Source organism: Kangsaoukella pontilimi (genome assembly GCF_009830125.1).
GTDB lineage: Bacteria > Pseudomonadota > Alphaproteobacteria > Rhodobacterales > Rhodobacteraceae > Kangsaoukella > Kangsaoukella pontilimi.
Genome location: NZ_WUPT01000001.1, coordinates 87,465 through 99,058 on the forward strand (window position 1 = coordinate 87,465; position 11,594 = coordinate 99,058).

The following is an 11,594-nucleotide window of genomic DNA, read 5'->3' on the forward strand; positions in this document are numbered from 1 at the left end:
GATGACAGGTGGCGCGCACCAAGACGTGCCCGTCAGGGATGCCGCGACCGTCATCATTGTGAGGGATGCCGCCCGCGCGCCCAAGGTCTTGATGGGGCAGCGCGGCAAGGGCGCGATTTTCATGCCGAACAAGTTCGTGTTCCCCGGCGGCGCCGTGGACGCGGAAGACGGGAGGGTGGCATTGGGCACGCCGCTCGACACTGTCTGCCGCAAGCGCCTGACGCTTCACGCAACCGACGCCTCGCCCGAGGCGCTTGCCGTCGCCGCAATCCGGGAGGTCTGGGAAGAAACCGGACACCGCTTCGCTGTCACGGACACGGACGGGCAGGGTGGGGCGTGGTCCGGTTTCGGCGGTGCGCCCTCTGCCAGCGCGTTGCGCTTCTTCTTCCGCGCCGTGACGCCACCGGGCCGGCCCCGCCGCTTTGATGCGCGCTTCTTCCTCGCCCCCGCCGAAGCCCTTGCCGACGACCCAGACGCGTTGCCTCAGGCCAGCGATGAACTGTCCCATCTCACTTGGGTGCCGTTATCCGAGGTCAGGGCGCTCGACACGGCCTTCGTGACCGAACTGGTGCTGGCCGAACTGTCGCGCCATCTGCCGAGCCTCGATGCGCCCGAGCGGGTGCCCTTTGTCCGGGCGGACAGCCTGTCGTCGGACGTGATCTGGCTTTAGCCGACCGCGGCGACCGTCACGATGGACAGGGTCAGCAGCGCCATGCCAACACTCTCGCGCCGCTCGGGCCGCTCGCCCCAGATCAGCCGCCCGATCAGAAGCGAGAACAAGAGCTCTATCTGCCCGACGGCAAACACGTAGGCCGCATTCTGAAGGCTGAAGGCCGCGAACCACGAGAAGCTGCCGATCATCGAGAAGACGCCCACCAGCCCGGAGCGCCGCCAGCTCTTCAGCGTTTCGGTGATCTGCCCTGGCTGCCGGAAGGCCAGCCAAACGCCGAGCATGACGGTCTGCAGGAACGTGATCATGGTCAGCGTCGTGCCGGCTGTCACGATCAGGTCGGCATCCTCGATCGACAGAGTCGCTCCGCGATAAGTGACCGCGGCCAGAGCGAAGAAAACGCCGGACAACAGGCCGAGCGCCGCGCCCGCATTGAAGGGGCTGCCGCCCTCGGGCGGGCTGGACAGAAGCAGGACCGCGACAAACCCGACGGCAATCGCCGCCGCGCCGGTCGTCGAGATGACATCGCCCAGGATCACGAGCCCGGCCAGCGCCGTCAGCATCACTTCGGTTTTCTTGAAGGTGATGCCGACGGAAAAAGCGCGCCGCCGGAACAGGGCAACGGTGCAGATCGTGGCAAGGATCTGGAACAGCCCGCCCGAGGCGCCGAATACCCAGAATTCCAGCGACAGGTCGGGCAAGGTTTGACCGGTCGCCGTCAGATAGGCCCAGAGACCGATGGCGACGAGGGGTGCAGACCAGAGGAACCGCGCCCACGTCGCAGCGGCCGGGCCAAGCGTATCGGCCGCAAGCGTTTTCTGTATGGCGAAGCGGACCGATTGCGCCGCCGCCGCGACGACCGAGAAGATAATCCAGAGTTCCATCGGAAGTGTCAGGCGCTGGCGGCAAAGTCGCGGGGGATCGGGGGGACGTAGTCCGCGCCAATGGTACGGACCGCCGAGAGCGCCGAAAGGGCGAGAACCGCGTCACGGCGGAACGCATCGTCGTTTCGCTGCGTGACGTTCAGATCGAAGCCGCCTCCGTCCTGACGGCGCACGTGGATGACCCGTCCGGGCCGGATCGCGCAGCCCTGGATGGCGTCCACCTCATGGGTTTCCGACAGAACGGCGACAATCGCCGTCTCGGGCGCCTCGGCCTGCGCGCGTTGAATGATCTTCTGCATCAGTTCCAGCCGATCCGGCACCGCGACGATGACCCAATCCGCCGCGGCCACGCAGCCGGAAATCGTGCCGGTCCGCTCGAAGCTCTTGGGTTTGAGGCCAGAAAGACCCGAGGGCTGCGGTTCGGGGTCGAAGACCCGCACGCGCCAGCCGGCGTCAAGCATGTCGCGCGCCCATTCGCCCCCGGCGCGTCCAAGGCCAAGAATGGCGACCGTCCGGCTCATTCCGTCAGCTCCTGCGGCGTCGCTTTGAGGGCGCTCAGGTCGTAGCCGTTGAACGCAAGAACTTCGCGCGCCGCGGCCAACCGGTCAGAGGGGATCGTGGGCTCGCGGTTCAGGATCCAGCCCGCGCGGCCGGAAGGCGTGCCGACAACCGCGGTACGGTAGGCGTCATCGACCCAGAGCACCCAGTAATCGGCGGCGAAGGGCACACCCGACAGGCTCACCTTAAGCCGCCCCGGTCCTACGACCCAGGCGTCACCCTCGATCCGAACGGTCTGGCCGTCCTTCTCGCAGCGGTTCAGGACGCCGAGCGTCCCGTCATCGCGCTGCGTATAGAGCGCGCGCGTATTCTCGCAACCGCGCTGGAAGGGTGCCTCGAAGCTCGCAACTTCGTACCAGAGCCCGGTATATTCCGAGGGGTCGAACACCGCCATGGACGTCATAGGAACGTCCTGGTCGCGGTAGGACGGAAAAGCCGCGCATCCCGCGAGCAGGGCGGTCAGACTGAGACCGGCAACAAGGCGCATCAGTTCACGCATCGCGTGGCCCTCGTGCCGCCGTCGGTCAGAACCTCGTGACAGCCAAGAAACGGTGTGATCGGCGCGCAGGTGCGCGAACGCGCGAGGCACAGCCCTTCGCAGTCATTGCCCGAGGAACAGGATTTGTTGGCGTCGCTTGTAGGCCGGTAGCAGGTGAAGAGCGCGCTGCCCCGAAGAGCCCACGTGCCACCGTCGCGTTCGCACTGGGTGCGCGCCTCGGTCACCATTGGGGGGACGCGGGGAACGTCGGGCCGGGAGGCCACGCCGTCTTCCTGACAGCTACCAAGGACAAGGACCGAACACATCATCGCTGCGAACCGGGCGAACGCCGGCATCCTGTCCTCCTCACTGATCAGTTGGCCGGACGTTAGGGAGCGCCGAACGTCCGGGCAAGCGTCGCGTGATCAGTAGGGGATCGGATGTGCGCGGTGTGCCTTCGATACCTCATCCAGCACCTCTTCGGTCAGCGTGACCTCGGGTGCCTTCAGCGTGATTTCGAGCTGATCCATCGTCGTGGCGCCGAAAATCGGGATCGTCGGGAACGGCCGCGTGCGGGTCCATTGCAGCGCAAGATGGACCGGGTCCAATCCGTGCCGTCTTGCGATGTCCAGATAGGCGGCGGTCGCGTCGAAGACCCGCGCCGATTTCCGCCCGCCCATCTCGGCGTTGAGCGACATGCGCGAGCCTTCGGGGATGTTGTCGTTCTGGTATTTGCCGGTCAGGAACCCGGCGGCCAGAGGCGAGAAGGCAAGAAGCGTCACGTCTTCATGCACCGCAAGCTCGGCCATATCGGTGTCGTAGTGACGGCAAAGCAGCGAATACTCGTTCTGCATCGTGGCGACGCGCGGCCCGCCGGTTTTGGCCGCCGCGCCAAGCCACTGCATCGTGCCCCAGGCGCTGTCATTGGACAGACCGAAGGCGCGGATCTTGCCCTCGTCCACCATCTCTTTCAGCGCCTGCATGACACCGTGCATCTCGTCGACGATCTCGCCCTTGGACGGCTGCCCGGACGGATCGAAGTCCCAGTTTTGCCGGAAGTGGTACGAGCCACGATTGGGCCAGTGAAACTGGTAGACGTCGATATAGTCCGTCTGAAGCCGCTTGAGCGAGCCTTCGACCGCGCCCCGGATCGTATCGGGGTGGATGCCGCGACCGTCACGGACGAAGCCGCCGTTCTTGCCGGAATGCTTGGTCGCGATGATCCAGTCCTTGCGCCGTCCGCTCTTGGCCACCCAGTTGCCGATGATCGTTTCGGTGTTGCCCACCGTTTCGGCCAGAACCGGGTTCACCGGATACATTTCGGCGGTGTCCATGAAGTCGATGCCGGCATCATACGAGCGCTCGATCTGCGCGTGCGCGTCGTCTTCGGGGGTCTGCGTGCCCCATGTCATGGTGCCGAGGCAATATTCCGAGACCTCGATGCCGGTCCGGCCGAGCGTGGTGCGTTTCATGTGGGAAAGTCCTTTTGTCTTTGGGTCAGAGGAATAGGGGTGAGGGGACAAATGGCAAGTCGGGGATTGAGAACAAAAAGAGAACATGATAGAAAAACACCATGCCTGCCAGCACTGCCGCCCATCTTCTGAGCCGTCAAAGCCATCGTCCCGACAGGGCGCGCGTGGCCTTTCTGGACGATCTCGGCCTCGATCGGGCGCGGGCGCATGAGCTTTGCGGGTCGGCCCGGCGAACCCTTGCGGTTCAGATCGCGGGACGGCTGACCGGCCCGGTTCTCTGGATACGTCCCGCATGGGAGCCGGGGCGGCTGAACCCCGATGGGATGCTGGCGTTGGCCGACCCGTCGCGCTTTCTCTTCGTCACACCGAAACGGGCCGAAGACGTGCTCTGGTCCGCGGAAGAGGCGCTCCGCGCAGGCGCGGTGCCGCTCGTCGTCGCCGACCTGCCAGGGCCGCCGGGGCTAACCGCCATCCGCCGCCTGCACCTTGCCGCCGAGACCGGGGCCGAGCGGGGGACGGCCCCTCTGGGTCTTGTCCTGACGCCCGGCAAGGGCGGTGCGCCGGGGGTGGAAAGCCGCTGGTCGTTTGTGGCACGCCACGGCGGTGACGGGCGCGAGGCCTGGCAGTTGGAGCGCCGCCGTGCCCGGACAGAGCCCGAGAAAAGCTGGCTGGTTCGGCGGGGTGATAGGGGCCTGACGCTGGACGCCGCGCCGGTGACGGGCTGATCAGTTTCGCGAAAGAAGTCGTGCCAGAAGCGCGGTCGCGAACATGGCCGCACCGATCCAGCCGAAATACCAGACCTGACCGGCGAACCTGTCCTCGGCGAAAGAGGCCGCGAACTGCGACTTGCCCCAGGACGCAGCCGCGACCAGCACGACCGTTCCCAACAGGTAAAGCCCCAGCCGCATTCCGCGACTGAGCCCGATCCGCCGGATTGCCCAGGCGAGGATCAGTCCCAGAGGAACGCCGATATACGCTACCTTGCCAGACCAGAACGGGTGCGCCCCGGCATATTCCAGAAGACCGATCGCGCCGACCGCCAGCATCAGCGCGGCGGCGACAAGAGCGGCAATGCCGTCGGATCTGTCGAAAGCGGTCATGGCGCAAAGGATATGCGCGGATCGGGATGTTTGGGAAGTAGGAAGAAACGAAGAACGCGGGCACCAGAGGCTTGGCGGGGGATCGATCAGAGCGGAGAAACTTGCGCGGTGGTGCCTTACGCCGCGCAGCCCCTCAGATCATCGCCCAGTCATCGAAGGTCCAGTCGCGCGGCGTTCCCTTTCGGGCATCGCGTGGTGCGGGCTCCTGCCGGCGATGACGGTCGTCTTTGGGGTCGCGTTGCATCGGTCTTCTCCTTTGCTGGGGAATTAACGCCCAGAGATGCAAAAGGTTTCGATTTGTTCAGAAAAATCGCGGTTTCTTGGTCAGTCTTGCCGGCGCGACCGGAAAGAAGACCGCATTCGGTCCCTCTCCGACGCGCTGACAAAAGGACTCAGCAAAGGTGCTTGGAAGGCCCGCGATGGCCTCAGCGTGTGAACTTCTTGTGCTTGATCCGCTTTGGCTCAAGGGCGTCGGGGCCAAGCCGACGCTTTTTGTCTTCCTCGTAATCCTCGAAGTTGCCCTGGAACCACTCCACATGGGCCTCGCCTTCGAAGGCGAGGATGTGGGTGCAGATCCGGTCGAGGAAGAAGCGGTCGTGGCTGATGACCACGGCGCAGCCCGCGAAATCGACCAGCGCGTCTTCGAGCGCGCGGAGCGTTTCCACGTCGAGGTCGTTAGTCGGTTCGTCGAGCAGAAGGACGTTGCCTCCGGACTTCAGGAGTTTGGCCATGTGCACGCGGTTGCGCTCACCGCCCGAGAGAAGGCCGACCTTTTTCTGCTGGTCGCCGCCCTTGAAGTTGAAGGCCGAGCAATAGGCGCGGCTGTTCATCTGGGCATCGCCAAGCTGGATCACCTCGCCGCCATCCGAGATCTCTTCCCAGACGGTGGCGTTGGGGTCGAGCGCGTCGCGCGACTGATCCACATAGGAAAGCTGCACCGTGTCGCCGTACTCGACGCTGCCGCCATCGGGCTGTTCCTGCCCTGTGAGCATCCGGAAGAGCGTCGTCTTACCCGCGCCGTTCGGGCCGATCACACCGACAATGCCGCCGGGAGGCAGGCTGAAGCTCAGGTCCTCGATCAACAATTTGTCGCCCATTGCCTTTTTCAGACCCTCGACCTCGATCACCTTCGATCCGAGGCGCGGGCCGGACGGGATGATGATCTGGGCGCGGCTAAGCTTTTCCCGCTCCGACTGATTGGCCAGTTCGTTATAGGCGTTAATGCGGGCCTTCTGCTTGGCCTGACGCGCCTTCGCGCCCTGACGAATCCATTCAAGCTCGCGCTCGAGCGTCTTCTGGCGCGACTTGTCCTCGCGCGCCTCTTGCTCCAACCGCTTGGCCTTTTGTTCCAGCCAGGCCGAGTAATTGCCCTCGTAAGGGATGCCTCGACCCCGGTCGAGTTCGAGAATCCATCCGGTGATGTCGTCGAGGAAGTAGCGGTCGTGGGTGACGATCAGGATCGTGCCCTTGTAGTCGATCAGATGCTGCTGCAGCCATGCGATCGTCTCGGCGTCGAGATGGTTGGTCGGCTCATCCAGAAGCAGCATCTCTGGCGCTTCCAGCAGGAGCTTGCAGAGCGCAACGCGGCGCTTTTCGCCGCCCGACAGCGTCGTGACATCGGCGTCGTCCGGCGGGCAGCGGAGCGCCTCCATCGCGACGTCGATCTGGCTGTCGAGATCCCAGAGGTTCTGGCTGTCGATTTCGTCCTGAAGCGCGGCCATCTCTTCGGCGGTCTCGTCGGAATAGTTCATCGCCAGTTCGTTGAACCGATCGAGCTTTTCCTTCTTTGCGGCCACGCCCAGCATAACGTTCTCGCGGACGGTCAGCGTCTGATCCAGTTCCGGCTCCTGCGGCAGATACCCGACCTTTGCACCCTCGGCGGCCCATGCCTCGCCGGAGAAATCCTTGTCCAGTCCGGCCATGATGCGGAGCAGAGTTGACTTACCCGCGCCGTTGACGCCCACGACGCCGATCTTGACGCCGGGCAGGAATGAGAGCCGGATATTCTCGAAGGTCTTCTTGCCGCCCGGATAGGTCTTGGAGACACCGTCCATGTGGTAGACATATTGATAGCTGGCCATCGGAAACCCCTGCGCGATCCTGAGTGTGATGCATGTAACGTCAGGGTCGATACAGTGCAATCGGAGACCGGCAATGCGCCTGCCGAAAGGCAAGACTGCTGTCAGGCAGCTACCTTGAGTATTTTAACCAAGAAGAAAGACAATTTGAGTCAAATTGTTGTCACGGTACAGGCGGGAGCGCCGATGACCGTCCAAGGAGAAGGCAGTGTGACCTTCGGCAGGGCGCGGCTGCGAATGCGCTGCGTTCCTGCTCCTTCTTCTTGGCCGAAATACTCATGCCGACACCCGTGAATGAGTGCCGCTGCTGCTCTAGCGTGCCTGTTCGTGCGCCAGGCGCTTCCGCGCGATGCTTTCGTTCTTCTCGGCTTTCAGGTGATCGCTCAGAGCCTGCGCAATGAAATCCAGATGCGCTTCAACCGCACGTCGTGCTTCTGCCCCCTCACGAGCCAGAAGCGCAGTATTGATGGCACGATGCTGGTCGAGCAGCGCTTCGCGGGTCGTACGCTGCTGGAACATGATCTTGCGGTTGTAGAAAACCCCGGCCCGGAGCAGTTCGTACATCGAACGCATCATGTGCAGCATAACGACGTTATGACTGGCCTCGATGATCGACAGGTGAAAATCGGCGTCAAGACGGGCCTCGTCCGAGGGGTCCCTCTTGGCGTGGGCGCTCGCCATTTTCTCGAAGATCGAATTGATCAGCTGCAGATCCGTGTCGGAGCCGAGGCGCGCCGCCCGTTCGGCCGCAAGCCCCTCCATGTCGCGGCGAAAGGCGATGTAGTCGAAGACAGCTTCTTCATGCGTCGAAAACAGCCGCTGCAGCGCAGGCGAAAATGCAGAGCCGAGAACATCGGCCACGAATATCCCGCTATTGGCCCGGCTGATCAGAAGACCGTTTCGCTGCAGCTCACCCACGGCGTCTCGTAACGAAGGGCGTGAAACACCCAGTTTTTCGGACAGGTCACGCTCGGACGGCAGGCGCTCACCCGGGCGAAGGATGCCGCGTAAGATCAGCTGCTCGATCTGTTTGACGACCGAGTTGGACAGCTTTTCTGGCTGAATTCGCTCAAAAGGCATCGCGCGTTCCTCTCGGCACGCAGTTTACTGGCGGCTCTGCTGCGTCTTCAAGCCCGTGCGTGCGCGAGAGGTGCGATTTCCTGTGGGGAAATCAGGCGGCCGATGGCATGCGTTGGCTTGCGACGAAATCCGCAAGGACTTCAGCGTATTCCGGATCCGATGCCGCAAGGTAAAGCGTGGCCGAGAGCATGCCGGCCTTGGAGCCGCAATCGAAACGCTGCCCCGAGAAGCGATAACCTGCGAGGCCACCGCAGGCTTCGGCGCTGCGGGCGATCGCGTCGGTCAGCTGGATTTCGCCGCCGGCGCCCGGCTCCTGCGTTCTGAGCGCTTCAAAAATCGCCTCGTCGAGTACGTAGCGTCCCACGACGGCCTCCCGCGATGGCGCATCCTGCGGGTCGGGCTTTTCGACCATGCCGCGGGCCAGAACAGCGGGACCGCGACGCTCGGTGATGTCGAGAACGCCGTATTTGTTCACGTCCTGCTCGGCAACTTCCATGGTCGCGACCAGATGGCCCGCGTCGAGCTCCTGGTAGGCATGCGTCAGTTCGGAAAGGGCGCCGCGTTCGCCAAGGATGAGGTCGTCGGGAAGGATGACGGCAACAGGCCCCGGCAGCGCGAGCTTGGCAGCACACAGCACCGCATGACCCAGTCCAAGCGGCTCATGCTGCATTGTGAATACGACATCATCTTCGGGTGTCGTGAACGAGTTCTCGCGCAATTCCTGCGCCATCTCGTCCTTGCCCTTGGCATGAAGTTCCGACCGCAGACGGGCGTCGTCCATAACGTGGCGCTCAATCGCGCTCTTCGACGGATGGCTTACGAAAACCATGCGCTCGACCCCGGCTTCTACGGCTTCGTTGATCGCATACTGGATGAGAGGCGTGTCGATCACCGGCAGAAGCTCCTTCGGCGTTGCCTTGGTGGCCGGCAGAAAGCGCGTTCCAAGTCCTGCGACGGGGAAAATTGCGGTTCTCACTTTTCTCGACATGTGATGCTCTCTCTCTTCTTTTTCTTCATGGGTTCCCGGCGTCGAAGCCGTCTTACTGGCCCCTCCGCTAACGAAACGTTCACGGCTTAACGGTCCGGTTGGGCTTTTGTTTCCGCGATGCGGCAATTTATTCCAATGAGCATCTGGAACTGCTGAAATCATGAGCAGACTGCCCGGGAAAGGTGCAGTTCGATTAGAGAGCGCCGCTTCAAATTAGCATTTTCAACTTATTTTCGAGATATTCCTTCACGGCGCGCTCTGTCCTCGCGCACGGGATGCGTCAACTTGTCCGGAACCCTTAGCCAGCGGTCGGGTTGGATAAGCGGACGCGATTGCTGCAATGCAGGAGAATTCGAGTGTCTTGGGAACAAAAAAACGGGCGGGCCGGACAGACACGGTCGGCGCCCTTTCAAACGGTTGCGGTGCTTGGTTCGGGCTCGTGGGGAACGGCGCTCGCGGCGGTCCTCGCTCGAGGTGGCGCGGACGTGCGGCTGTGGGGTCGGCGCGACGATGTGGCGCTTGATATTAATGAGAAGCGCGAGAATGCCGTCTACCTGCCGGGCGTGCCCTTGCCGGAACGGCTGACGGCGACCACCGAAATCAGCGAGGCGCTGGATGGTGCCGAAGCGGCCATGATCGTCGTTCCGTCGCGCTCGGTGCGCTCTGTGGCGCGGGCGGTCGCGGAGTGGGCGGCCGAAGACATTCCCGTCGCCATCTGCGCAAAGGGGATCGAGGCCGATACGGGCCTCTTGATGACGCAGGTTGCGGAGGAAGAACTGGGATCGCGCCCGGTAGGCGCCGTGTCCGGCCCGACCTTCGCCCGTGAAACGGCGCTCGGCCATCCGACGGCGGCAACCGTTGCCTTCGACTTCCGTTATGCGGACCGGCTTTCGCCTGCGGAAAGCCCTGCGGCGCGCTTTGCTGTCTCTTTGTCCGACGGTGCGTTCAGAGGGTATGTCTCTGATGACCTCATCGGCGTCGAGATTGGCGGGGCAGTCAAGAACGTCATCGCGATTGCTTGCGGGATGATGACGGGTGCGGGCTTTGCCGAGAATACCCGTGCTGCACTCATCACGCGCGGATTGGACGAGATGAAGAGTCTCGCCGAAGCGCTGGGAGGCCGTCGCGAGACCGTGACGGGCTTGTCTGGCATCGGCGATCTGACCCTCACCTGTTCATCCGAGACGTCGCGCAACATGTCGCTCGGTACGCAGCTTGGCCGCGGGGTGAAGCGTGAAGACTGTTTCGACGGTCAACCTGTCGTGGTGGAGGGCGAAATGAACGCCCGGTCCATCACCGATCTCGCGCGCCGTGTCGGCGTCTCAATGCCCATCGCGGAGGCGGTGCGGAAAATCCTTCATGAAGGCGGGGACCTCGCCGAGACATTCACTGCGCTCTGGTCGCGTCCCATCGAGGCCGAGCCGCGTGCGATGGACCTGTCCTTCGACCATCCGGCGGCCGATGCCGCCCTTATCAAACTGACCGAGAGGTTTGCGTGACCCTACAGCAATCGATCACCGGACGACCGATTTCCGAAACCGACTTCGTACTCGCTACCGACCTGGACGGAACGTTCCTGGGCGGCACGGACGACGACCGCCGCACCCTCTACGACTGGATAGAAGCCAACAGGTCCAGTATCGGGCTGATCTTCGTCACCGGGCGAGACCCGGAGTTCATTCTTGAGATGTGTTCCGAGAATGGTCTGCCCTGGCCCGAGTTCGTCGTCGGCGATGTCGGTACCACGATTGCGCATGTTACAACGGACGGGCGTATCGCTCCGATCGGGCCGCTTGAAGAGGATATCGCTCATCGCTGGGGCGATTCCGGACCGCGTGTGAGGGACGCCCTCAAGGATGTGCGGGGTCTTGAGTTGCAGCCGACATCCTTCCGCTACCGCGTGAGCTATTACTACGATCCCGAGACCTTCGAGGACGCGACGCATGATCTGGTCGCTGAACTGGGCTTCGACACGCTCGTCTCGGACGACAAGTATTTCGATGTTCTGCCGAAGGGCGTCAGCAAAGGGCCGTCTCTGTTGCGCCTTGTTGAGCATCTTGATCTTTCGCCCGACCGTGTTCTTGCCGCCGGCGACACGATGAACGATTTCTCGATGCTGACCTGTGGCCTGCCGGCCGTGGCCGTCGGCGGATCAGAAGCTCCGCTTCTGGCCGCGCTGGAAGGCCATGATAAGGTGCATCGCGCAGAACCTGTGGGCGCTGCCGGAATCCTTGACGCCGTGCGCGCCTTCAATCTGCACCCCACACCCTGACACCCACAGAAAGG

At 63.3% G+C, this 11,594-nt stretch carries 13 protein-coding genes; 4 read left to right on the plus strand and 9 right to left on the minus strand.

The genetic code is table 11. From position 1 onward, the window contains the following. Position 1: 1 nt before the first annotated feature. Positions 2-670, plus strand: coding sequence for an NUDIX hydrolase (locus tag GQ651_RS00525; RefSeq protein ID WP_160762268.1), 669 nt, complete (start codon positions 2-4; stop codon positions 668-670). On the opposite strand, the gene GQ651_RS00530 is transcribed toward GQ651_RS00525, so the two are convergent. The 5 genes from GQ651_RS00530 to GQ651_RS00550 form a co-directional block, all read right to left on the minus strand. Beyond that, a complete protein-coding gene (locus GQ651_RS00530; RefSeq protein ID WP_160762269.1) occupies positions 667-1,554 on the minus strand; it encodes a DMT family transporter in 888 nt (295 codons plus the stop codon). The genes GQ651_RS00525 and GQ651_RS00530 overlap by 4 nt on opposite strands. An 8-nt stretch (positions 1,555-1,562) precedes the next feature. Further along, on the minus strand, positions 1,563-2,075 hold the full coding sequence (locus GQ651_RS00535) for a 3-hydroxyacyl-CoA dehydrogenase NAD-binding domain-containing protein (RefSeq protein ID WP_160762270.1): 513 nt from the start codon (positions 2,073-2,075) through the stop codon (positions 1,563-1,565). After that, a complete protein-coding gene (locus tag GQ651_RS00540; protein WP_227257915.1) occupies positions 2,072-2,611 on the minus strand; it encodes a lipocalin family protein in 540 nt (179 codons plus the stop codon). Before GQ651_RS00540 ends, GQ651_RS00535 begins: the two co-directional genes overlap by 4 nt. Further along, positions 2,599-2,946: a hypothetical protein gene (locus GQ651_RS00545; RefSeq protein ID WP_160762271.1), complete on the minus strand. Its 348-nt coding sequence runs from the start codon at positions 2,944-2,946 to the stop codon at positions 2,599-2,601. Before GQ651_RS00545 ends, GQ651_RS00540 begins: the two co-directional genes overlap by 13 nt. A gap of 69 nt (positions 2,947-3,015) precedes the next feature. Continuing rightward, positions 3,016-4,062: an aldo/keto reductase gene (locus GQ651_RS00550; RefSeq protein ID WP_160762272.1), complete on the minus strand. Its 1,047-nt coding sequence runs from the start codon at positions 4,060-4,062 to the stop codon at positions 3,016-3,018. Positions 4,063-4,163: 101 nt separating this feature from the next. Between GQ651_RS00550 and GQ651_RS00555 the strand changes: the two genes are divergently transcribed. After that, positions 4,164-4,787 carry an ImuA family protein gene (locus GQ651_RS00555; RefSeq protein ID WP_160762273.1) on the plus strand — a complete coding sequence of 208 codons (624 nt, stop codon included), beginning with the start codon at positions 4,164-4,166 and terminating at the stop codon, positions 4,785-4,787. On the opposite strand, the gene GQ651_RS00560 is transcribed toward GQ651_RS00555, so the two are convergent. From GQ651_RS00560 to GQ651_RS00575, 4 genes are all read right to left on the minus strand, one after another. After that, entirely contained in the window at positions 4,788-5,162 is a 375-nt protein-coding gene (locus GQ651_RS00560; RefSeq protein WP_160762274.1) for a hypothetical protein, read from the minus strand. 425 nt (positions 5,163-5,587) lie between these two features. Further along, on the minus strand, positions 5,588-7,243 hold the full coding sequence (gene ettA / locus GQ651_RS00565; RefSeq protein ID WP_160762275.1) for an energy-dependent translational throttle protein EttA: 1,656 nt from the start codon (positions 7,241-7,243) through the stop codon (positions 5,588-5,590). Between the two features lie 309 nt (positions 7,244-7,552). After that, the gene (locus GQ651_RS00570) at positions 7,553-8,320 is read right to left on the minus strand and encodes a FadR/GntR family transcriptional regulator (protein WP_160762276.1); all 768 of its coding nucleotides are present in this window, start codon (positions 8,318-8,320) and stop codon (positions 7,553-7,555) included. A gap of 91 nt (positions 8,321-8,411) precedes the next feature. Next, entirely contained in the window at positions 8,412-9,470 is a 1,059-nt protein-coding gene (locus GQ651_RS00575; protein ID WP_319637267.1) for a UTP--glucose-1-phosphate uridylyltransferase, read from the minus strand. Positions 9,471-9,730: 260 nt separating this feature from the next. Here GQ651_RS00575 and GQ651_RS00580 point away from each other — a divergent pair, with 260 nt between their 5' ends. Continuing rightward, positions 9,731-10,807, plus strand: a complete 1,077-nt coding sequence (locus GQ651_RS00580; RefSeq protein WP_160763898.1) for an NAD(P)H-dependent glycerol-3-phosphate dehydrogenase — start codon at positions 9,731-9,733, stop codon at positions 10,805-10,807. Then, positions 10,804-11,580: an HAD family hydrolase gene (locus GQ651_RS00585; protein ID WP_160762277.1), complete on the plus strand. Its 777-nt coding sequence runs from the start codon at positions 10,804-10,806 to the stop codon at positions 11,578-11,580. The genes GQ651_RS00580 and GQ651_RS00585 overlap by 4 nt, the downstream gene beginning before the upstream one ends. Positions 11,581-11,594: the final 14 nt, after the last annotated feature.